This window comes from Streptomyces maremycinicus (assembly GCF_001184025.1).
Taxonomy (GTDB): Bacteria; Actinomycetota; Actinomycetes; order Streptomycetales; family Streptomycetaceae; genus Streptomyces; species Streptomyces maremycinicus.
This window is the reverse complement of the sequence record NZ_BBYG01000019.1, coordinates 158009-178824: the sequence shown is the minus strand read 5'-3', so window position 1 is coordinate 178824 and position 20816 is coordinate 158009. Positions and strand designations below refer to the sequence as shown.

At 73.4% G+C, this 20816-nt stretch carries 16 protein-coding genes; 5 read left to right on the top strand and 11 right to left on the bottom strand.

Annotated elements, in window-relative coordinates:
* The first annotated feature begins 6 nt into the window (after positions 1 to 6).
* Both AOQ37_RS29735 and AOQ37_RS29730 read left to right on the top strand, forming a co-directional pair.
* Positions 7 to 870, top strand: a complete 864-nt coding sequence (locus AOQ37_RS29735) for a nitroreductase/quinone reductase family protein (protein WP_062648756.1) — start codon at positions 7 to 9, stop codon at positions 868 to 870.
* Positions 871 to 1002: 132 nt separating this feature from the next.
* Entirely contained in the window at positions 1003 to 2253 is a 1251-nt protein-coding gene (locus AOQ37_RS29730; RefSeq protein ID WP_062648754.1) for a M14 family zinc carboxypeptidase, read from the top strand.
* Positions 2254 to 2476: 223 nt separating this feature from the next.
* Here the strand turns inward: AOQ37_RS29730 and AOQ37_RS29725 are convergent, their stop codons facing one another.
* From AOQ37_RS29725 to AOQ37_RS29715, 3 genes are all read right to left on the bottom strand, one after another.
* A complete protein-coding gene (locus tag AOQ37_RS29725) occupies positions 2477 to 2932 on the bottom strand; it encodes an SSI family serine proteinase inhibitor (RefSeq protein ID WP_062648752.1) in 456 nt (151 codons plus the stop codon).
* On the bottom strand, positions 2929 to 4257 hold the full coding sequence (locus AOQ37_RS29720; protein WP_199825102.1) for a M14 family zinc carboxypeptidase: 1329 nt from the start codon (positions 4255 to 4257) through the stop codon (positions 2929 to 2931). Before AOQ37_RS29720 ends, AOQ37_RS29725 begins: the two co-directional genes overlap by 4 nt.
* A gap of 398 nt (positions 4258 to 4655) precedes the next feature.
* On the bottom strand, positions 4656 to 5207 hold the full coding sequence (locus tag AOQ37_RS29715) for an FHA domain-containing protein (protein ID WP_062648748.1): 552 nt from the start codon (positions 5205 to 5207) through the stop codon (positions 4656 to 4658).
* A 165-nt stretch (positions 5208 to 5372) separates the two neighbouring features.
* Between AOQ37_RS29715 and treZ the strand changes: the two genes are divergently transcribed.
* Complete coding sequence (gene treZ / locus AOQ37_RS29710) at positions 5373 to 7118, top strand: malto-oligosyltrehalose trehalohydrolase (RefSeq protein ID WP_062648746.1); 1746 nt, start codon at positions 5373 to 5375, stop codon at positions 7116 to 7118.
* Positions 7119 to 7170: 52 nt separating this feature from the next.
* Here treZ and AOQ37_RS29705 read toward each other — a convergent pair whose 3' ends face one another.
* From AOQ37_RS29705 to AOQ37_RS29690, 4 genes are all read right to left on the bottom strand, one after another.
* Entirely contained in the window at positions 7171 to 8259 is a 1089-nt protein-coding gene (locus AOQ37_RS29705; RefSeq protein WP_234437041.1) for an aminoglycoside phosphotransferase family protein, read from the bottom strand.
* A 46-nt stretch (positions 8260 to 8305) separates the two neighbouring features.
* Positions 8306 to 9433, bottom strand: coding sequence for an aminopeptidase P family protein (locus AOQ37_RS29700; protein ID WP_062648744.1), 1128 nt, complete (start codon positions 9431 to 9433; stop codon positions 8306 to 8308).
* A 621-nt stretch (positions 9434 to 10054) separates the two neighbouring features.
* Complete coding sequence (locus AOQ37_RS29695; protein ID WP_062648742.1) at positions 10055 to 10681, bottom strand: PDZ domain-containing protein; 627 nt, start codon at positions 10679 to 10681, stop codon at positions 10055 to 10057.
* Positions 10682 to 10788: 107 nt separating this feature from the next.
* Positions 10789 to 11676 carry a LysR family transcriptional regulator gene (locus AOQ37_RS29690; protein ID WP_062648740.1) on the bottom strand — a complete coding sequence of 296 codons (888 nt, stop codon included), beginning with the start codon at positions 11674 to 11676 and terminating at the stop codon, positions 10789 to 10791.
* A 94-nt stretch (positions 11677 to 11770) separates the two neighbouring features.
* Between AOQ37_RS29690 and AOQ37_RS29685 the strand changes: the two genes are divergently transcribed.
* Positions 11771 to 12502 carry a CTP synthase C-terminal region-related (seleno)protein gene (locus AOQ37_RS29685; RefSeq protein ID WP_062648738.1) on the top strand — a complete coding sequence of 244 codons (732 nt, stop codon included), beginning with the start codon at positions 11771 to 11773 and terminating at the stop codon, positions 12500 to 12502.
* Here AOQ37_RS29685 and cyc2 read toward each other — a convergent pair.
* From cyc2 to AOQ37_RS29665, 4 genes are all read right to left on the bottom strand, one after another.
* Positions 12493 to 14679: a germacradienol/geosmin synthase Cyc2 gene (gene cyc2 / locus AOQ37_RS29680; RefSeq protein WP_062648736.1), complete on the bottom strand. Its 2187-nt coding sequence runs from the start codon at positions 14677 to 14679 to the stop codon at positions 12493 to 12495. The genes AOQ37_RS29685 and cyc2 overlap by 10 nt on opposite strands.
* Positions 14680 to 14979: 300 nt before the next feature.
* Positions 14980 to 16269 (bottom strand): damage-control phosphatase ARMT1 family protein, encoded by a 1290-nt coding sequence (locus AOQ37_RS29675; RefSeq protein WP_062648734.1) that lies wholly within the window; start codon positions 16267 to 16269, stop codon positions 14980 to 14982.
* 75 nt (positions 16270 to 16344) lie between these two features.
* Positions 16345 to 16995, bottom strand: coding sequence for a ScbR family autoregulator-binding transcription factor (locus AOQ37_RS29670; protein WP_062648732.1), 651 nt, complete (start codon positions 16993 to 16995; stop codon positions 16345 to 16347).
* A gap of 582 nt (positions 16996 to 17577) precedes the next feature.
* On the bottom strand, positions 17578 to 19395 hold the full coding sequence (locus AOQ37_RS29665; RefSeq protein ID WP_062648730.1) for a S8 family peptidase: 1818 nt from the start codon (positions 19393 to 19395) through the stop codon (positions 17578 to 17580).
* Positions 19396 to 19761: 366 nt separating this feature from the next.
* Here AOQ37_RS29665 and AOQ37_RS29660 point away from each other — a divergent pair, with 366 nt between their 5' ends.
* Positions 19762 to 20697, top strand: coding sequence for a lytic polysaccharide monooxygenase (locus AOQ37_RS29660; RefSeq protein WP_062648728.1), 936 nt, complete (start codon positions 19762 to 19764; stop codon positions 20695 to 20697).
* Positions 20698 to 20816: the final 119 nt, after the last annotated feature.

The window sequence follows — 20816 nt, the reverse complement described above, 5'->3', positions numbered from 1 at the left end:
ACCCGTATGTCCACGTCGTTCCATGCCTCCCTCATCGAGCAGTTCCGCGCCAACGGCGGGAAGGTCGAAGGCACGCACGCAGGGGGCGACCTGCTCCTGCTGACGACCACCGGCGCGACGCCGGGGACCGAGCGGACCACTCCGCTCTGCTATGTCCGCCGCGGCGACTCGCTCCTGGTCGTCGGGGCGGACCCCGCCACCCCCGACCGTCCCGACTGGTACCGCGACCTGCTCGCCCACCCCATGGTGCGGGTCGAGCTCGGCACCGACACCTTCGAGGCGCTCGCGGTCCCCGCCGAGGGGGCCCGGCCGGCCGTCGTCCTCCGACCCGCCGAGCCCGACGGCTGGGCGGGCCCCCGCGAGATCCGCACCCTCGCCGACAAGATCATGGAGGTCCACACCTGGCTGCGTGGGCAGTTGCGCCAGGTGGCCACGCAGGCGGAGGCCCACTTCGCCGCCCGCGCCGCCCACGAGGGCCCGGGCGAGCCGCCCGCTCCGGGCCTCGGGCTGGAGATCCGGCAGCGCTGCCTGGCGTTCTGTCAGGCGCTGCGGTTCCACCACGTCGGCGAGGACGCCCATCTGTTCCCCACCATGGCCCGCCACCACCCCCACCTGGCCGACACCTTCACCCGGCTCACCGAGGAACACCGCACCGTCGCGCGCATCCAGGACGATCTGGTGACCCTGCTGGAGGGTGTCGCGATCGCGGATCCCGGGCGGTTCCGTACGGAACTTGAGTCCATGACACGCGAGTTGAACGCCCATCTCGACTTCGAGGAGGAGACGATCGTCCCGCTCCTCACCGAGCTCCCCTGGCCCCCGGCCCCGCCCGCGGGGACGGCGGGCGCCGAAAGGACGCGCGAGACGTGAGCGCGGACCGGCCGTACCACCCGCCGGCGTGCGCATCCGAGCGCCCCCTGGAGGCTCCCCCCAGGCGTTCTTGACAGTTCCCGGAGAGCATGGGGTACTGCGGATGCGAAGGCCGGGCGGACGAATACGGGGGTGAGTCTCCTGCCGGAGCTGCGCTACCCGACGGTGGCCGAACTGACGTCCTCTGTCCGGGCCCTGGCCGCGCACGAGCCCGGAATGTGCGCGCTGCGGCAGGTGGGGGTCTCCCGTGCGGGCCGGCCCCTGCACCTGCTGTCCGTGGGGCACGCCCGGCGGGCCGTGCTCGTCGTCGCGGGTGCCCACGCCAACGAGCCGACCGGGGGCTCGACACTGCTCGCACTCGCCGAACGAGTCGTGCAGGAACGGGAGTTGCGGGACGGCACGTCCTGGCACTTCCTGCTGTGCGCGGACCCCGACGGAGCGAGTCTGCATGTCACCCCGGCGCCGCGCAGCCTGCTGGAGTACCACCTCGGCTTCTTCCGGCCCGCCGGTCCGGAGCAGCCGGAGTGGTCCCCGGCCGTGCTGCCGCCGGACCGGCTGCCCCCGGAGACACGCGCGTTGACCCGGGTCATCGACGAGCTGCGGCCCTACCTCCAGGTGACGCTGCACGGCACCGACCTGGGCGGCAGCTGGGTGCAGCTCACCAAGGACATCCCGGGTCTCGCCGAGCCGTTCGTCAAGTCGGCGGCCCAGCTGCACATCCCGGTGGAGACGGGCGCGTCCGACGCGGCGGGCTGGCCCGCGTCCGGGCCCGGCGTGCACGTGATGCCGGCCGCCGGAGTCGAGGCGGCGTACCCGAGCATGCCGGACGACGCACGGCACAGCACCTGGTACCACGCCCATCGCTACGGCGGCCTGACCGCGGTGGTGGAGGTGCCCATGTGGGCGAGCGACATGGTGGACGACCCCGCACCGCATCCCGCCCCGGCCGCGGCGATGCGGCGGCTGGCACGACGCCTGCTGCGCGACACCACGGAGGTGGAGCGGGTGCTCTTCGAGGCGCTGCCGCGTCTGGAGGGCGTCGACGGGCCGTTGCTGCGGGCGGCGAAGTGGGCGCTGGAGCTGGTGCCGGGGCTGGCCGCGGACTGGACGGACAACCCGCCCGCCGACACGACGATGGCGTACGTGGGCAGCGTGGACGCCTTCGCCCGCAGGCTGCCGCTGCGGGCGGCCGCGATGCTGTGGCGGGTCCTCCAGGAGAGCGACGACCATGCCGCCCCGCGCCTGGAGCAGCTCGTCGAGACGTGGAGCGACGCCTTCGCCTACCGCTTCCGGGCCCGCTGGGTGCCCCTGGAGCACCAGGTCGAGCACCAGTCCCGCACGGTCGTCGCGGCGGCCCTGCACGCGCGCGAACGGGCGGCCTGACGGCCCGCACACCGGCCCGCGCATCGGCTCGCGCATCGGCCCGCACAATCGGGACGGGCGGCGAACGGGATCACGGGCTGCGCGCCGGACGGGAAGGCGTGGCGGACGGGCGAACGGGACGGCATGGCGGACGGGCAACGGTACATCCCGGAGAACGGGACGGCGGGCCGGACGCCGGGCAGGGCCGCGGGCACGCGCGGGTGCCCGCGGCGGTCCGGCCCGGTCAGACCTCCGGGACCTCCTGGTCGTCGAGGGCGAACACCGCCCCCGTCAGCGCCTCCCGCTCGCAGTCGTTGCCGAAGGTGCGCTCGTAGTCGACCGGGCGCCCGTTCCACTGCCCCTGCGCGCGGACCGTCACAGGCGCGTACATGAGCGGGCAGATGCGGCTGCCGTCCGCGGTGAGGGCGCCGACGTCCCCGCCGGCCCGTGTCAGGACGTCGCAGGCCTCCACGGCGCGGGAGTGGCCCTGGGGCGGGTCGCACAGCAGCAGGGTGCCCCGGGTGTCGCTGGAGCGGGAGTCGCCGCGGGTGACGGTGAGCTGGAGCCAGTTGCCGGGAAGGGCGTCGTGGGAGGCCGCCAGGGCCGGGGCGGCGCCGACGGTCAGGAGGAGGACGGCCGCGGCCGTGAGCGCGCGCCGTACGGCTTCGGCCGACCGGCGACGGTTGAGGAAGTACGTCATTCCCGATGCATCGGCACGGCCGGCTGTGTACCCCAGTCCGACTCACCCGAACGGGCACCCGCGGGCTCGGCGGCGCGGCGGCCCGCCAGCTCGAACGCGGCCAGCACCACCCGTGCCTGGTACTCCGCCTGGCGCGCGACGGGAATCCAGCGCGCCCCGCACTCGTCCTCGTAATCGGCGCACCAGGCGTCGATGAGGCCGTCCAGCTCCGGCAGCGCGCCGGCCGGATCGCGTCCGGTGCCGGTGACCAGCTGGTGCAGCAGGCCCGCGGTCCGGACGGCGATCCGGCGCCCCGCGATGCGCAGGGCGGTCAGGTGGGCGGTGCTGAGCGCGGGCAGGGGGCGGGCGGGGTCGGCCGTGGCGGGGTCCCAGGCGGCCGCGAGACCGGGGCAGATCAGTAGGTAGTCGTCGACCGGGGCGAGCAGACGGGCCGCGTCCGGGGTGCTCGCGAGATGGGGCCGCACCCGCGCGAGGATACGTTCCAGCAACTGTGCGTCATGACTCAGGGCAGCGCTCACGGCGCGCAGCACCGTGTCCCGGTCGGCGGGCGGGGAGTCGTCCTCCATGGCGGCGACGCCCCACATGGGCGCCTCCACTACCGCGGTGACCGTGCCGTGCCGGTGCGGGTGGTACCAGGTCGACTCGACGGCCGCCTCGGTGATGGCGGCGGCGAGATCACGCGGTCGCGGCGGCGGGATCCGGTAGACGGCCGGCCCGAGCCGGGGCCAGTACAGGGTGTCGTACGGCCCGAGTTCGCGGGGGATGCCGAGGCGGGCGGCGGTGTGGGCGACGCGCCGGGAGAGTCCGGGCAGGTCGCGGGTGAGTTCGACGAAGGCGCCGCCGACGTCGACGCCGTGCAGCGAGCACTGGAAGAAGGGTTTCAGTTCGTCCTGGAGACGGAGCAGCGTCCGGGTCTCCGGCAGCGCGGCGGCGGCCGCGCCGTCGGGCAGCCACTCGGGCTGCTCCAGGAAGCCGGGGCGGAAGAAGTGACGGAAGTAGCGGCCGAGGCTGTAGGGGCCGGTCAGCCAGCCCTCGTTGCGGCGCAGGCCGTCGGGGTCGAGGCAGAGCAGCAGGTTCCAGGTGGCGTCGGCGCCGACGGTGAGCCGCGGGTCGGCGAGGACGCGCTCGGCCAGCCTCAGGACGGTGGCACCGCCCACGGGCTCGTTGGCGTGCGGCCCGGCGACGACGAGGGCCTGGCGGGTGCCGCGCCCGACGGAGAGCAGCCACAGGGGCGAGCCCGCGCGTGAGACCCCGGCGCGACGCAGCCGGACGTCCCCGGAACCACGGACGGCGAGCGCTGCCGCGCGGGCCGCGAGTTCGTCCACGGTCGGGTAACGGAGGAGGGGCGGCAGGGCACACCTCCCACGGGGCGGCGCCGTCGGTTCACCTGGCGTGTCTGGTGTACGCACAGTGAGTCATGGGCCGGGGGTTCGTCAACACCGCGATGGGCGGGGGGACTTGAGCGGGCGGCGGCGGTATCGCGGGTGGGCGCGGGGCATCGTCGGGACCCGCCGGAACCCCATGGTTCGACGGACCGCGTCCGGCCCGGGGACCGACCGAGCGGCACCGGCGGCGAAGCGACCCGGCCGGTGGACCGGTTCGTCAGGCCGGTTCGGCAGCCACTCCGGAGGACCGGCTCGGTGGGCCGCCTCGGTGGGCCGCCTCGGCGCGTGGGCTCGGCGCGTGGACTCGGCGGGGAGGTCCGGCGGGGAGGTCCGGCCGGTCAGTTCACCGAGAGGCGGAACGCCATGCGGCCGAAGGCGACCTGGTCGCCCTCGCGGACCACGGCCGCGCCGATGACACGACGCCCGTTGACCGTGGTGCCGTTGGTGGAGCCGAGGTCGCGCAGCACCCACATCCCGCCCTGGCGCCTGAGTTCGGCGTGCACCCGGGAGACGCTCTCGTGGGTCAGCCTGAGGCCGCTCGCCGGGTCGCGGCCGATGCGCAGCGCGCTCTCGGTGCCGGGGTGCGGCAGCAGCAGTTTGGGCAGCCGCTCGGCCTGCCAGGCCCTGCGCAGCCGGACGGTGAACCCGGAGACCGCCTCGACGCTGCCGAAGACGACCCGCGACAGGCGGCTCTCCCTGGGCAGGTCGGCGGTGAGGACGGCGAGCTCGTCGGAGCGGCGGGCGACGAGAGCCAGCTCCATACGGCGGATGAACGTGTCGTGCGACAGCCGCCCCATGGCGACGCCGTCACGCAGCACCTTCAGCGCTCGGTCGCGCTCCACGTCGGACAACCGCGCGGGGTACGTGTTGAACTCGAAAGACGACGTCACGGTGGTGATTGTCGGTCAGCGCGCCCCGGGTGTCCAGAAGACGCGAAAACGCCCGGCCCGCGCGCGTGCCGCCAATGGGAGTGTTCCAAAAGCGGATTGATCTCCGGTGGAGCACGATGGACCCGACGCGCTACATCACGGTGAGCAGACGAAGGGGAACCGTCCGTGCAGTTCGAGGTGTGGGCACCGCAGGCCGAACGTGTGACGCTCCAGTGCGACGACATCACCCGCGCGTTGGAGCGCGATCCGGAGCGGACGGGGTGGTGGACCGGGGAGGCGGAGGCCGCGGACGGCTCGCGGTACGGCTTCGCGGTGGACGACGGCCCCGTCCGCCCCGACCCCCGCTCGCGCCGTCAGCCGGACGGCCCGGACGGGCTGAGCGCGGTCGTCGACCAGGCCCGCTACGCGTGGCGTACACCGTGGCCGGGCCGACCGCTGCCGGGCGCGGTCCTGTACGAGCTGCACGTGGGCACGTACACGCCCGAGGGCACCCTGGACGCGGCCGCGGGGCGCTTGGAGCATCTCGCCGAACTCGGTATCACACACGTCGAGTTGATGCCGCTGTGCGCGTTTCCCGGCCGGCACGGCTGGGGCTACGACGGGGTGTCGCCGTGGGCGGTGCACGAACCGTACGGCGGTCCCGAGGCGCTGAAGCGGTTCGTCGACCGGGCGCACGCGCTCGGGCTGGGCGTCGTCCTGGACGTCGTGCACAACCATCTGGGACCGTCCGGCAACTACCTGCCGGAGTTCGGCCCGTACTTCACACAGACACACCACACGCCGTGGGGCGCCGCCATCAACCTGGACGCGCCCGGTTCGGACGAGGTGCGCGCCTATCTGCTGGGCAGCGCGCTGGCCTGGCTGCGCGACTACCGGCTCGACGGGCTGCGGCTGGACGCGGTGCACGCGCTGGCCGACACGCGCGCGTGTCACTTCCTGGAGGAGCTGTCGGCGGCGGTGGACGCCCTCGCCGAGGAGACCGGGCGCCCGCTGTTCCTGATCGCCGAGTCCGATCTGAACGACCCGCGGCTGATCACCCCCCGCCGGGCCGGCGGTCTGGGTCTGCACGCGCAGTGGAACGACGACTTCCACCACGCTCTGCACACCGCGCTCACCGGTGAGTCGCAGGGCTACTACGCCGACTTCGCGCGCGACCCGTTCGCGGCGCTCGCCAAGACCCTCACCGGCGGCTTCTTCCACGACGGCACCTACTCGGACTTCCGTGGCCGACGTCACGGCCGCCCGCTGGACCGCGCCCGGCTGCCCGCGCACCGGCTCCTCGGGTACGGCCAGACCCACGACCAGATCGGCAACCGCGCCCAGGGCGACCGGCTGTCGGCGTCCCTCTCCCCCGGTCTGCTGGCCTGCGCGGCGGCGCTGACGCTGACCGCGCCGTTCACGCCGATGCTCTTCATGGGCGAGGAGTGGGCGGCGGGCACACCGTGGCAGTACTTCACCGACCACACCGACCCGGAGCTCGCCGAGGCCGTACGGCGGGGTCGGCGGCGGGAGTTCGCGGCGCACGGCTGGGCCGAGGAGGACGTGCCCGACCCGCAGGACCCGGCGACGCGCGAGCGCTCGTGCCTGGACTGGTCCGAGCCGGAGCGCGAGCCGCACGCGCGCGTGCTGGCCTGGTACCGCGAGCTGATCGCGCTGCGGCACGCGACCGCCGACCTCACCGATCCGGATCTGGCCGACATCAAGGTCGCCCACGACCCGCAGGCCCACTGGCTGGCGTTCCGGCGCGGTGACGTCCTGGTGGCCGTCAACCTCGGCAAGGAGCCGGCCGCGATCCCCCTGGGCCCGCGTCCGGCCCGCGTCCTCCTCACCTGGGATCCGGTGGACGTTCCGGGCCGGGACGGGCTGCTGCACGTGCCGGGCGAGTCGTGCGTGGTACTGGAGCAGGACTGAGGGACACCCGTCGGGACGGCCCGGTGGGAGACCCCGGGCCCGCCCCTCTGCGTCACCCCACTCCGTCCGTCCCGCCCGCCCCGCCTTCCCTGTCCTCCCCGGTCTCCGGGTCCTCCCCGGTCTCCGGGTCCTCCCCGGTCTCCGGGTCCTCCCCGTCCTCGCGGAACTCCGTCACCCGCTCCAGCAGGATGGCCTCCCAGGCCCGTGCCAGCTGGACCCGGGGCAGGGTCAGCTCCTCGGCGTCCCGTGGGCCGGTGGTGCGGCCCGTGGTGCTGCCGGTGGTGCGCCCGGCCGTACGGCCGCCGGTACGGCCGTCGAGGCGCTCCGCGAGGCGGACGACGGTGTCGCAGCGGGCGAGCCACAGGCCGCGCAGACAGGGGCGGGCTCCGTAACCGGCGAGGGTGGCGGCGCGGACGGCCGCGCCGGAGCCGACGGCGAGGGCGAGGCCCGCGATGTCCTCGGCGGGATCCCCGAGGACCGCGCCGGTCCAGTCGAGGACACCGCGCACCCGGCCGTCGGCGCTCACCACGAGGTGCTCGCCCCGCAGGGCGTGGTGGACGAGGACGGCGGTGCCGGGCTGGGCGGCGAGCTGCGCCGCGCCGGGCGGGGTGAGCTGGTGCAGACGGGACGGGTCGAACTCGTCGGCACGGGCGAGGCGTTGGGCTGCGGCCACGGCCATCCGGCGCAGCGCCTCCAGGGAGCGCGGGGCGGTGCGCGGCACCCCGAGCGCCTCGGCCTGGCGGGCCGGCACCTCGCGCAGCCCCCGGAGCAGTCCGGCGAGGTCGGCCTCGCCGACGGCCGACACGTCGTGCTCCTCGGCGGTGCCGCCGGGCACCTTGGTGTCGAGGGTGTACGCCAGCCCGGGCGACCACTCGCCGTGCGCGACGCTGGTGGGCACGGCGACCGGGACGTGCGGGCGGACGAGATCGCGCAGCCGCAGCTCCCGGCGGCGGCGCAGGGTCGTCTCACGGTCCGTCGCGAGGCGCAGCACATGACGGGTGCCCACCCACCAGGTGGCGGGCGCGTCGCCCTCGGCGACGGGGCGTACCTCCGGCCCCGGGCCGCTCGTGCCGCCCTCGTCGAGGAGCGAGCGGACCAGTCGGCGGACGGTGTCCGCGGTGGGTGTCGGTGCCTGGGTCATGGTCGCGACGCTGCCGTTCGGATGGGTGCCGGGACTCCTGGGTCGGTCAGTCCACCATGACCAACTCGCGGGTGGTGTCGTTGAGACGGCGGCCGCCGTCCTCGGTGACGGTGACGATGTCCTCGATACGCACACCGAACCGGCCCGGCAGATAGACCCCGGGCTCGACGGAGAAGCACATGCCGGGCACGAGGGGTCGTTCCTCGCCCTCGATCATGTAGGGCGGCTCGTGGGTGGTGACGCCGATGCCGTGGCCGGTGCGGTGGATGAAGTACTCGCCGTAGCCGGCATCCGCGATGACCGCGCGGGCGGCCCGGTCGACCTCCTGGCAGGCGACGCCCGGCCGGACCGCCCGGAAGCCCGCCTCCTGGGCCGCGCGCACGAGGTCGTGGACCCGGCGCTCCTCGTCGGTGGGCTCCCCGACGTGCACGGTGCGGGAGGTGTCGGAGCCGTAGCCGTCCTTGAGGCCGCCGAAGTCCAGGACGACCATGTCGCCGTGCTCGATGACCCGGTCGCCGACCTCGTGGTGCGGGTTGGCGCCGTTCGGCCCGGAGGCGACGATCGTGAAGTCGACCTGGGAGTGCCCGTGCCGGCGCAGCAGGGCGGCGAGGTCGGCGCCGACCTCGGTCTCCCGGCGCCCGGCGAAGGGGACCTTCCGGATCTCCTCGAACGTCGCGTCCGCGGCAGCTCCGGCGGCCGCCATCAGCTCCAGCTCCGTCGCGTCCTTGACGGCGCGCAACATCGGCAGGACCTCGGTGAGCGAGGCGTAGGAGGTGGCGGGCAGGGCGTTCTGGAGGCCCAGCAGGTGCATCGCCCAGGCGTTGTCGCTGATCCCGAACCGGCCGCCCTTGTCGACGAGGCCGGCGGTGGCCGCGTAGGGGTCCTTGCCGTCGGTCCAGTCCCGCAGGGTGAGCGCCGGGGCGCCGACCGCCTTCGCGGCGTCGGGGGCCTCCAGCGTCGGCACCACGAGGACGGGGTCCCGGCCGGGGGCGAGGACGAGCAGGGTGAGCCGTTCGGTGACGGCGGTGGGCGCGTACCCGGTGAGCCATACGAGGTCGGGTCCGGGCGCCACGAGCAGTCCGGCGAGTCCGGCGTCGGCGGCCTGGCGCGCGGCGCGCTCCATGCGGGTCCGGTAGTCGTCGGCGGTGAAGGACCCGGTGGCGGTGCCGGTCATCCTGGCCTCCCAGAAAGGACGTGGCGGCTGACGTGTGACGGACGGGGTGACGCTGACGTGAAGGCCGTACGGGCAGCATCCTGCCCGTACGGCGGAGGTCGCGCGAGCCGATCGGTACGGGTTCCGGGCGGGGGACCTGCCCGGGGCAGCCGTCCGGGGCCGTGCTCGGGCCCAGGAGCAGCAGGACACCACCGAAGACCCGCTCCGTGCGGCGGCACGCCCCGGCCCGGAACAGGACGGCCTTCACCCACCCGACGCACCCCACGCAGAGTCCGTAGCAACCGACCTCGTGGACGGCCCGGAGCAAGGAAAGGTCGGCCCGACGCTCACGGCGACGCGGTGGCGTCCCGCCCGGCCGGTGGCCTGTCCGGCGGCGGGGGCGGCCGGGGCGCTGCCGACCGGGCCGTACGGGCATGTCCGGCGGTGGCGCCGGCCCGGGCGGTGCCGGCCGGACGGTGGTTCGTCCGGTGGCGGCGGCCGGGGCGGTTCCGGCCGGGCGGTGCGGGCCTGTCCGGTGGTGGCGGCGGTCGGGGCGGTGCCGGCCGGGCGGTGCGGGCCTGTCCGGTGGTGGCGGCGGTCGGGGCGGTGCCGGGCCGTGCGGGCGGTCGTCCCGGGGCCCGGTCAGGTGACGATGCCGGGGATCACCGTCAACCTGTCGTATCCGCCGCCGTGATGCCGCACCGTCATCTTGATCGCCACGCCGGGGCGGGCCGCGTCGACCGCCCGGGCGAGGTCCATGGCCGAGTCGATCCGGGTCCCGCCGAACTTCAGCAGGACGTCACCGCGGAGCAGGCCGGCCGTATGTCCGGGGCCGGGCACGTGGACGGCGACGATCTCGGCGCCCGCCCTCGGCGCGTCCACGGCCTCCAGGCCGAGGGTGGCCCCCGGCTCGCGCCGTGACGCGGCGGGCGCCCCGGACGAAGCGTCCGGCGTGGCCGGGCCCGGCAGGCCCGGGACGGTCGCGACGCCCGGCGCTCCCCGGCCGTCCTGACCCGCCTGCCGCTGGAGCTCGGCCAGTCTGCTCATGCCGATCACGGTCGCCCCCACGGTGCCGAGTCCGACGCCGGACAGGACCAGGACGGTGCCGGTGACCAGGCCGAACAGCAGGGTCGTCAGCCGTCGGCCGCGGCGGCGCGCGGCGTGCGGGCGGCGGCCCCGGCCGTCCGGCCCGGCACCGCCGGCGGGCCTGGCACCACCGGCGGGCTCGGAGCCCGGCAGGGGCTTGGGACGCAACGCTGTCTGTTCCATGGATCGCCTCCGGCTGGTGCTCTACCCGGCGCACCGGCGTGCCACGAGCCACGAACGAGTGAGACTGACCCAGGGTCAGGAGCGGTACCGGTCGGCGGCACCGCAGGTCACGGGCGGGTGGACAGCGCCTCAGGGCGGGTGGAGAGCGCCTCCACCAGGGTCCGTGCCGCACCCGACGGCGTGCCCGCGTACACGAGTTCGATCCGGTGGACGACCCGCGGCCCGGTGACCGGGACGGCGGCGGTGCCCGGCACACCGGTCGCCATCGAGCGGGGCAGCAGGGTGAGGCCGTGGCCTGCGGCCACCAGGGCGGTCAGGACACGGAGGTCGGTGCCGTCGTAGCGCAGGGCGGGGCGGAAGCCGTGGCCGCCGTTCGCGGCCCGCAGCTGGGGCAGCGGGAGCCCGGCGTCCGGGGCGTCCAGCCAGCGCGCGTCGGCGAGGTCACCGAGGCACAGACCGCTGCGCCGGGCCAGGGGATGCCCGGCGGGCAGCAGGACACGGACCGGTTCCTCGCCGACGCCGTACGTGGTCAGCGGCGCGACGTCGGGCAGCCGGAGCGGGTCGCTGGGCGCGGCCAGACCGTCGACGAGACCCACGTCGGCCGTGGCGTCGGCGACGGCCGCGGAGACGGCGTCACGGCCGACCACCCGCACCGTCACGCCGGCCGGCGGGAGGGCGGTGAGGGCGGCCGGGACGAGGGCGGTGGCGGAGCCGGCCAGGGTCAGCCCGTGCGCGGGCGCCGAGGCGATCCGGACGACGTCCGCGCGGGCCGCCTCCTGGCGCAGCAGCAGCGGGCCCGCGTGTTCGAGCAGCCGCTCGCCCGCCGTGGTGGGCAGGACCGGCCGGCGGGTGAGCAGCGGAGCGCCGAGGTCCTGCTCGAGGGCCGCGATGTGCTGGGAGACGGCGGACTGGGTGTAGCCCAGTTCCCGGGCCGCCTCGGAGAAGGAGGCGAGACGCGCGACCGTGACGTAGGTGCGCAGCAGATGCGGATCCATGCGCCCAGGGTCGCAGCCCGCATCAGTTCTGCTTATCGAGGGTGCACGAATCATCGTTGGACGTGAAGTCCGGGCCGCCCCCAGGATGAACGGCATGACCGACACCACCGCTCAGATCGCCCGGATCGCCCTGGTCGGCGACCGTTCCCCGAACGTCGTCTCGCACACCCGCGTCCCGCTCCTGGTGGACGCGCTCGCCACCCGGGACCGGCTGGTCCTCGACCCGTACTGGATCTCCTCCGAGGACGCGGAGGCCGAGGGCGCGGTGCGCGGATTCGACGCGGTGTGGGTGGTGCCGGGCAGCCCCTACCGCAGCGAGGCGGGCGTGCTGTCGGCGATCCGCACGGCGCGCGAGGAGGGCATCCCGTTCCTCGGCACCTGCGGCGGCTTCCAGCACGCGCTCCTGGAGTACGCCCGTGACGTCTGCGGACTCACGCGGGCGGCGCACGCCGAGAACGACCCGGAGGCGGACGACCTGCTCATCGAGCCCCTGGCGTGTTCACTCGTGGGCCACGAGGGCGTCGTGACGATCGAGCCGGACTCGCTCGCCCAGTCGGTGATCGGCTCGGAGCGCACGGTCGAGCGCTACTTCTGCGCCTACGGCCCCTCCCGCCACCTCGACACCCTGCGCGCCCACGGCCTGCGTTTCTCCGGCCACGACGAGGACGGCCGGGTCCGACTCGCCGAACTGCCGGGCCATCCCTTCTTCCTGGCCTCCCTCTTCCAGCCGGAGCTGTCCGGCGACGGCTCGCGCCCGCACCCGATCGTGCGGGCGCTGGCGCGAGCCGCGGTCGCGCACGCCTCCCGCAAGGAGCCTCAGCCGTAGGAGGGCAGGGAGACCGACAGGTGAGGCAGGGGCGCCGGCGGGGCGAGGTCCGGCAGGAAGCCGTGGGTGCGGCGGGCCAGGTACGCGGACTTGTAGCGGTCGACCTCGCGGTGCCAGTGCAGGATGCCGGCCAGCCAGTTCCGCAGGTCACCGACGTAGTGCCCCATGGCCTCGCGCGCCTCGGGCGACAGGTCGAAGTCGTCGTAGAGGAGCGGCAGTTCGTGCGCGGCGACATGCTCGAACTGCTGCATGCGCTGGGTCATCAGGTCGTGGACGATGCCCAGTGCGGTCGGGTAGTCGCAGCCGAAGAAGGACTGCACGACGAGGATCGCGTTGTGCATCTCGCCCTCGTACTCGATCTCCTTCTGGTACGAGAAGACGTCGTTGGTGAGGCACGCGTAGTCCACCGCGGCGTTCTCCAGCGAGCGGACGACACCGCTGCGGTAGACCTCCGGCGGGACGGCGGGGCCCTGGCCCATGCGGCACAGGCTCAGCGTGAGGTCCGAGCCGAAGGTGGCACGGCGCATCTCCAGGTAGTCGACCGGGTCGGGAATCCGGTTCTGGAGCTGGTTGGACAGCTCCCACACCCAGCTCTCGGTCATGACGTCGACCGCCTCGCGCAGGGTGCGTCGCTGGTCGGGGGTCATGTCGGCGGTGGTGTGCGCCCACAGGTCGCTCAGCCCGCGCTCCATGGCGTTGACCGGGACGACGGGCGCCTCCTCGCCGTCCACGGGCATACAGGCGGACAGCCGGGCCGTGGTCAGCCGGGCGGCGGCCAGGTCACGACGCGCGCCGTAGACCAGCGGGTAGTAGTCGTCCCCGTAGGTGCCCCAGGCGAGCCAGCGGGCACTGAGGTCGAGCGCCTCGGCGGTGGCGTCCGGGTCGAGCCCCGCCGAGCACAACGGGAGGTCGTAGGCGGCGAGTTTGTCCTCGTCCCAGACACCTTCCTCCAGCATGCCCATCCGGTGCGTCCAGGCCGTGAGCCGCGGGCGGCACGCCTCCAGGTGCGGGCTCAGCTCCAGCTGGAAGGGCATGTGGAAGTCGGGCAGCAGCGACGGGCCGACCTTCTGGTGCGGCACGTGCGCGTACGCCCGCAAGCGCTCGGCGGCGGCCGAGGCGAGCAGCGCGCCCACGTCGGCGGCGGAGGTGCCCGGGCCGGTCAGCTTCTGCCAGGGCGCCGCGGAGGTGGCGCCCTGGTTCATGTAGCGGCTGGAGCGCAGGTGCCATTCGTGGCCGCCGGACTGCCAGTCCTGAAGGCCCTTGGTGTACGCGGCGACCGCGAGCACCTCGTCGGGGGTGAGCCCCTTCTCCAGGGCCACGGCGGGCACTTCGGTGAACGCGGTGTGCTCGAACTGGTGGAGGCGGGAGGTGAGGATGTCGTTGACGGTGTCGGCGGCCTCCTGGGTGGTGCAGCCGAAGAACGTCTCCAGCACGAGCACGCCGTTGCTGTTCTCGCCCTCGTCCTCCACCTCCCGCTGGTAGGAGAACAGGTCGTTGCGCAGGTGCACGGCGTCGGAGAACGTCTCCATCAGCACCCGGAGCGGCCTCGACCCGGCGACGGCGGCCGGGACCTCGGCGGTCGCGTATTCCACGAGCCCCGCCGACCAGGGCGCGCCGCCCACCTTGCGCCGCATCTCGATGTACTCGACGGGGTTGGCGATCCGCCCCTCGTTGATGTTGGACAGCTCCCACATCGACTCGTTGAGCAGGTGCTCGGTCGCCACGGCGAAACGGCGTCGCCAGTCCTGCGACATGGCCGGCACCGTGCGCCTCCACAGGTCGGCGAGGCCCGCCTCGACCGGATTGCGCGGCTCGGGCACGGGGGTCGACAGGTCCAGCGGCATGAACAGCGGCAGCCGGTCCAGGTGTGCCTTGCCCGCGGCCCGGTCCGGCGTGCGCTTGAACATGTCGAGGAAGTGATCGTCGAAGAAGAACACCCACACGTACCAGTCGGTGATCAGCGACAGCGCGGGACCGTCACAGTCGGGGTGGGTGTAGGCGCAGAGCAGACCGTAGTCGTGCGCCTCAAGGTCCGCCTGGTCCCAGATCCCCGACCCCTCCAGCATGCCCATGTCGCGCGCCCACTGCGTCGAGTGGGTCCGCGCCTCCTCGACGTGCGGGTTCAGGCGCGCGGGATGCGGCATGTAGAAGTGCGGGAGTTCGAACGGTTGCGTCATGGCCGGGCCCTACCCGGGGGTCCGCGCCGTCATCCGCGGGGCCACACATGATCACACCATCGCGTGAATCGGGCGGAAAGCCCTGAACAGTAGGGGACTTGGGCCACCCGTCGGCAGGCCGCCCGCACCACCTGCCCGGTCGTCGTCGTACGGCGCCGTGGACATGGATGTCTCAGGCCGGTGCTCCGGCCCCCTTCGCCCGGCAGTTCGGTGCCCGTTCCCCGCCGAGCCGCCGTGCGCCACGGCATCGCGGGGCGATCGCCGTGCGCGCCGACCTCGCCGTGCGGCTGCCCCCTGGCGTCACTCCCGTACCTGGATCAGCGCGTGCGTTCCGCCGGTGCGCCAGCGCTGCCCCTCGGCGGCGACCAGAGCGGCCTCGGTATCGGGCGCCAGGCCCGTGATCACCTCGGACTTGAGGGTGCGCAGGGCCGCGACCGGACCGGGGAAGCCGGCGGTCACCTCGGCGAACGAGGTGGTCGGGTCCCACCGGCTGTCGCCCACCAGGCGACGGTAGTTGAGATCGCCCTTCACGATCGTCAGGGCGGCAGCCGCGAACTCGGCCCGCAGGTCGTCCGGCATCGCGGCGTAGGGCAGCGGGGCGGCGGAGAAGGGATGGGCGCGCACCGTGAGGGTGCCGTCGGTCATCGCCGCCCAGAGCCTCCGGCCGTGCTCGGCGGCCACTCCCCGCGCGACCTTCAGCTTCCTGAGCGCGTCGACGACGTCGGCCGTGGTGGCGTCGGAGACGTAGTACGGATACGGCTTGACGTGAAACACGACACGGCCGCAGCGCCCGTGCGCGAGGAGGTGTCCGGCGAGAAGGAGATCGGGGATCAGTTCCCGTCCCGCGTTGTCGGCGACCAGGCAGAGGGTGCGGGCGGGGGTTCCGGTGGTACCGGAACCGGTACCTGTCCCTGTTCCTGCGCCGGTGCCTGTGCCTGTGCCGACCCGGAGGGCGCTTTCGCCACCGGTTTCCGCGCCCGTCCCCGTACCCGAGGGCGGCAGCAGCGACCACAGCGTCTCGCTGTCGTCGGCGACCAGTCCCGTGACGGCGGCGCGCTTCTCCGCCTCGACGTCGGACAGCCGGAAACCGAGGTCGGCGCGGTTGCCCCAGAGCGACCCGTGCAGCAGGGCGCGGGCCCGCTCGTCGACCGGGCGGCCCTCCAGGGCGTCGAGCACGGCCAACTCCTCGTCGGTCTCGGGTGCGTCGAGCTCGGCGAGCTTGAAGGGGCGGAACGGGTCGATGCCCTGCCAGGCACCGCTCACGAAGTAGCCGACCGCGTCGAGGAGTTGGCGGTAGAAGTAGCTTTCGGACCACAGCCAGGGAACCTCGAACCAGGATCGTCCGATGTACGCGTCGAGACCCCAGGTCCGCCACCGGTCCCGGTCGGGCGCGTCGGCGGGAAGCGGTTCGATCACGCCCTTGGCGCAGTTGTCGAGCAGCGCGTCCAGGCGCCGTTGGATGTCGGGGCCGTAGGGGAACGCCTCCCGGACCTGCTCGATGATCGCCGGATGCCGTTCGGCCAGGACACTGTGCGGGAACGAGCCGGGCTCGTCGCCGAGGATCACGGGCGGCGCGGAGGTGTCGGACATACGGCTCACCGTATCCCGGGGGCGCGGCGCCGGGGCCGAACGTCACCCGCACCACGACCGCGCGCCCCGCACCCCTCACACCACCGCCATGATCTCCCTCTCCAGCCGTGCCGCCAGGCTGAGATACCGCGGCCGACGGGGCACCGGCACCAGGCCGCGGATGAGGACGTGCCACATCTCGGCCATCCGGCGGGGCAGCCGACCGGCGGGTTCACGGGACCGGCCGACGACTCGGGTGCCGACGAAGAAGCAGACCAGGGAGTGCGCGACGGCGTCGACGTCGACGTCCGGGTGGATGTCGGACTCCTTGAGCGCGCCGCCGAGCCGCCGGGAGATCAGGTCCAGCAATTCCACGAAGGGATGCGACAAGGGCGGCCGTACCGCCACTCCCCCCGTGGCGAGCCGCAGGCCGGCCCGGGGGATCGGCCCCTCCACCGACAGTCGCGTCAGGGCGAACGTCAGGCGCATCAGCGCTTCGAGGGAGGCGTAGCCGCGGTCGTCGATCTCGCCGGCGATCCTGCGCGAGGCCGAGGACTGCAACTCCATGATGGCGTGGGCCAGATCCTCCTTCGCCGCGAAGTGGAAGTAGAGGGCGCCCTTGGTGACATGGGCGTGCGCGACGATGTCACTGAGGCTTGTCGACTCGTAGCCGTGCCGGTCGAACAGGTCGGCGGCGGCCGTGATGATCGTCGTGCGGGTCTGTTCGGCGCGTAACTGCCTCGCCATCGACTGGTACTCTCCCGGGCCGGTAACGAACGGGTCATGCCGTTTTTTCTTACCCCCCGTACACAATAGCTCACGGTACGACTGTATGGGCCATGGGAGTGCGGACCGCCGACGCCCGCCGTACTGCCCGGACTTGCGCGCCGCCGCTGGCCGACTACCGGAAGCCTGCCACAGAGAACGTACCGGCGGCATAGTCGAGCCGGAACCAAAAGAGACGGGGTGCGCGGTTTCCGCTTGCGGGCCTCCGAAGAACAGGTTGGCGGAACGCCCGAGCGACACGTGTCACCGCATACCGAGGTTCTCACGGCACCTTGTGGAACAGACCCTTCGGGCGATGTTCCGGAGCGAGGTGACCGGTTTGTTTTTCATGGAAACGACGCGAAAATCCACAGCCAACTCGTGGCCGCCGAGGGGAACTTCGCGGCGCCGCCCAGGCCCGCGACAGCACGGGTGACAGGCGGAAACGGAATGTGCGGCAACAGGCAGCGGCAGACAACGGGCGGGCCGGCCGGTGTGGACACCGGCCGGCCCGCCCGCCCGTTCGTTCGTTCGTTCGTCGCAGGCAGCGAGGAACGGATCTCCTCAGAAGGTCAGCTTCCAGCTGTTGATCTTGCCGGTGTCCTGCGCCGCGGTGTCCTGGACACGCAGTCTCCAGGTGCCGTTGGCGGTCTCGGCGGAGGCGTTCACCGAGTAGGTGGTGCTGACGTTGTCCGTGGAGTCCGAGGAGCTGGCCGACTTCAGCCGGTAGGCGGTGCCGTCCGGCGCCACGAGGTCGATCACCAGGTCGCCGCGGTAGGTGTGGGTGATGTCGACGCCGACCTGAAGTGCGGTCGGGGCGTTGCCCGTGCGGCCGCTGACGGTGATCGGGGACTCGACGGCGGATCCGTTGTCCGGGATCGCGACCGCGGTGGTGTTGGAGAAGGTGGTGCCCCCCGTGGAGCCGCCGGAGCCGCTCACCGCCTGCACCGTCCTGGCCGCGTCCGCCAGACCCGCGCCGCAGCCGCCGGAGCATGCGCCGGGCAGGGCACGGGCGTTGTTCTTGATGGCCGTCTCGATCTGCGCCGGGGTCAGCGCGGAGTCGGCCGACTTGACGAGCGCGACCAGGCCCGCGATGTGCGGGGTGGCCATGCTGGTGCCCTGGTAGTAGGCGTAAGACTCGCTGGACGGCGTCTTGGTCCCGGAGTTCAGGGTGGACAGGATGCCGTTCGCGGTGCCGGTGCTGGTCTGGCCGCCGGGCGCCGAGATGTCCACGAGGGAACCGTAGTTGGAGTAGGACGCCTTGGCGCCGGTGCGGTTGGTCGCCGCGACCGAGATGACGTCGGCGCAGTTGCCCGGCGAGTGGTTCGCGACGTTGTCGCTCTCGTTGCCGGCCGCCACCACGACCGTCGTTCCCCGGTTCACGGCGGCGGTGATCGCGCTCTGGGTCGCCGAGGTGCAGGCCCCGTCGCCGCCGAGGCTCATGTTGATGACCTTGGCGACGTTGGAGTTGGCGGGAACACCGGAAACGGTACCGCCGGACGCCCAGGTGATGGCGTCGATGATGTCGGAGTCGTAGCCGCCGCACTTGCCGAGCACCCGCACCGGGGAGATCCTCGCGCCGTACGCGATGCCCGCGACACCCTTGCTGTTGTTCGTGACGGCGGCGATGGTGCCGGCCACATGGGTGCCGTGCCAGGAGGAGTTGCTCGCCGGGACGCCGGAGCCGCACTCGTTGGCGGCGTAGTGGTCGCCCGGATCGGCCGGGTTGCCGTCACGGCCGTCGCCGTCCACGGAGACCGCGGTGTCGGCGATGAAGTCGTAGCCGCCGACGATGTTCGCGGCGAGGTCGCTGTGCGCGACGTAACCGGTGTCGATGACGGCGACGGTGACACCGGTGCCCGTCGAGGTCGCCCAGGCGCCCGGCACGTTCATACCCGCGGTGGCCTCGAAGAGGTCCCACTGCTTGGTGTACTCGGAGTCGTTGGGGTCGGCCTTCGGCTTGTTCAGCCGGTCCGGGACGACATAGGCGACCTGCGGGTCCGCCCGGTACTGGGCGACGACGTCGGCGACGTCCGCCTGCGTGAGGTCGTCACCCAGGTCGACCAGGGCGGCGCCGGTGCCGAGCCGGCGCTGGAAGTCGACGTCCTCGCCGGTCTTTCGGCCCTTGGCCGCGGCGTCGGCCTCGGCGGCCGGGTTCGAACCGGCCTCGGCGGAACCGCTCTTGTAACCGACGATGAGGCGCTCGGCCGGGGTGCCGGGCGCGGCCTCGGTCTGAGCCGCGGGGACGGCGGGGACGGCGGAACCCTGGGGAACGGCTTCCTGGACGGCGACGGCCGAAGCGGTCGACGCGGCGGTGAGCAGGGCCGCGGAGAGCGCGGCGACGGATATGAGCTTCCGCCTCAGGGCGGGTGAGGTGCGCAAGGGCGTGCCTTTCGTAACCGACTCCGGACAGGGCGGAGCGGCGGTCGATTCGCTTCGACGGGGAAGCGGCGGGGGGTTCATCGAAGAGCAGCGCGAAAGGCCGGCCAGGCGCGGGGACCGACCCCGTCGGGGTTACCTGTGGGTCGGCTGTGCAGGAACGATAGGCAAAGGATCAGTCATCCGGATACAGGGGAAACCCTCGATCCGGCCGAAAACCCACCCTCGACGGCGCCGAATGGTCATCGAACGCCCGATTCGACCGCGTCCGTACGGCACGGAACCCGCCGAGAGGCGCACTGAACGCGCCGGACCGGATTCCCGTACTCACAGCAGACCGTTCCCGCGCCGGCCGAGGAGACGTCCCCGATGCCCCGCACCACCGCACACCGCACCGCAGCTCTGGCGGCCGCCGCCGTGAGCCCGTTCCTGCTGGGCCTGTGGGCCGCCGGGCCGGCCCAGGCGCACGGCGCCCCCACGGACCCGGTCAGCCGGGTGTTCGCCTGCTCCCCCGAAGGCGGATCCGACGCGCGCACCGCGGCCTGCCGGGCGGCGGTCGACGCCAACGGCACGTCCTTCGCCGCGTGGGACAACCTGCGGGTGGCGAACGTGAACGGCCGTGACCGGCAGACCATTCCCGACGGACGGTTGTGCAGCGGCGGGCTGTCCGCGTACAAGGGGCTCGACCTCGCCCGGGCCGACTGGCCGTCGACCCGGCTCACCCCGGGCGGGACGCTGCGCATGACGTACGCCTCGACGATCGCGCACACGGGGACGTTCAAGCTGTATCTGACGAAGCCGGGGTACGACCCGTCGAAGCCGCTGACCTGGTCCGACCTGCCGTCGAGGCCGTTCGTCGAGGTCAAGGACCCGGCGCTGAAGGACGGCGCCTACCACCTCACGGCGAAGCTGCCGGCCGACCGGACGGGACGTCAGATGCTGTACACGATCTGGCAGAACAGCAGCACGCCGGACACCTATTACTCGTGCTCGGACGTGGTCTTCCCGGCGGCGGTCGCACCGAGCGAGCCGGAGAGCGACCCGACGACCGAGGCGCCCGATCCGGCCACGCCCGCGGCGGCGGCGAGCACGACACCCGGCTCGCCTTCCGCCGCTCCGTCGGCGTCCACCGCGTCCGGGGACGCACCGGCCGAGGCCACCGAGGCCGCCCCCGAGAGCACCCCGGTGGCGTCGGCCACCGATTCCGGCTCCGGGCCGTCCGCGCCCATGCTGGCGGGCGGCGCCGCGGCGGTGCTGGTGCTCACCGGCGGCGCCGCCCTTGTCGCACGTCTGCGTCGACGCTGAACTCCGTCGGCGAGGAGCCCTGTCGCGCGTCGGCCGATCAGCCGTACGGGCGGTATTCAGTTGTCGTGACGGTATTCAGTTGTCGTGACGGTTCAGTTGTCGTGACGGTGCTCGGTCGT

Excerpts from the sequence above, each read along its gene's own strand:
- AOQ37_RS29690 (WP_062648740.1), bottom strand. The coding sequence starts at position 11,676 with ATGGATCCGCATCTGCTGCGCACCTACGTCACGGTCGCGCGTCTCGCC.
- AOQ37_RS29685 (WP_062648738.1), top strand. The coding sequence starts at position 11,771 with ATGACCGACACCACCGCTCAGATCGCCCGGATCGCCCTGGTCGGCGAC.
- cyc2 (WP_062648736.1), bottom strand. The coding sequence starts at position 14,679 with ATGACGCAACCGTTCGAACTCCCGCACTTCTACATGCCGCATCCCGCG.
- AOQ37_RS29660 (WP_062648728.1), top strand. The coding sequence starts at position 19,762 with ATGCCCCGCACCACCGCACACCGCACCGCAGCTCTGGCGGCCGCCGCC.
- AOQ37_RS29670 (WP_062648732.1), bottom strand. The coding sequence starts at position 16,995 with ATGGCGAGGCAGTTACGCGCCGAACAGACCCGCACGACGATCATCACG.
- AOQ37_RS29675 (WP_062648734.1), bottom strand. The coding sequence starts at position 16,269 with ATGTCCGACACCTCCGCGCCGCCCGTGATCCTCGGCGACGAGCCCGGC.
- AOQ37_RS29725 (WP_062648752.1), bottom strand. The coding sequence starts at position 2,932 with ATGACGTACTTCCTCAACCGTCGCCGGTCGGCCGAAGCCGTACGGCGC.
- AOQ37_RS29735 (WP_062648756.1), top strand. The coding sequence starts at position 7 with ATGTCCACGTCGTTCCATGCCTCCCTCATCGAGCAGTTCCGCGCCAAC.
- AOQ37_RS29700 (WP_062648744.1), bottom strand. The coding sequence starts at position 9,433 with ATGACCGGCACCGCCACCGGGTCCTTCACCGCCGACGACTACCGGACC.
- AOQ37_RS29695 (WP_062648742.1), bottom strand. The coding sequence starts at position 10,681 with ATGGAACAGACAGCGTTGCGTCCCAAGCCCCTGCCGGGCTCCGAGCCC.
- AOQ37_RS29705 (WP_234437041.1), bottom strand. The coding sequence starts at position 8,259 with ATGACCCAGGCACCGACACCCACCGCGGACACCGTCCGCCGACTGGTC.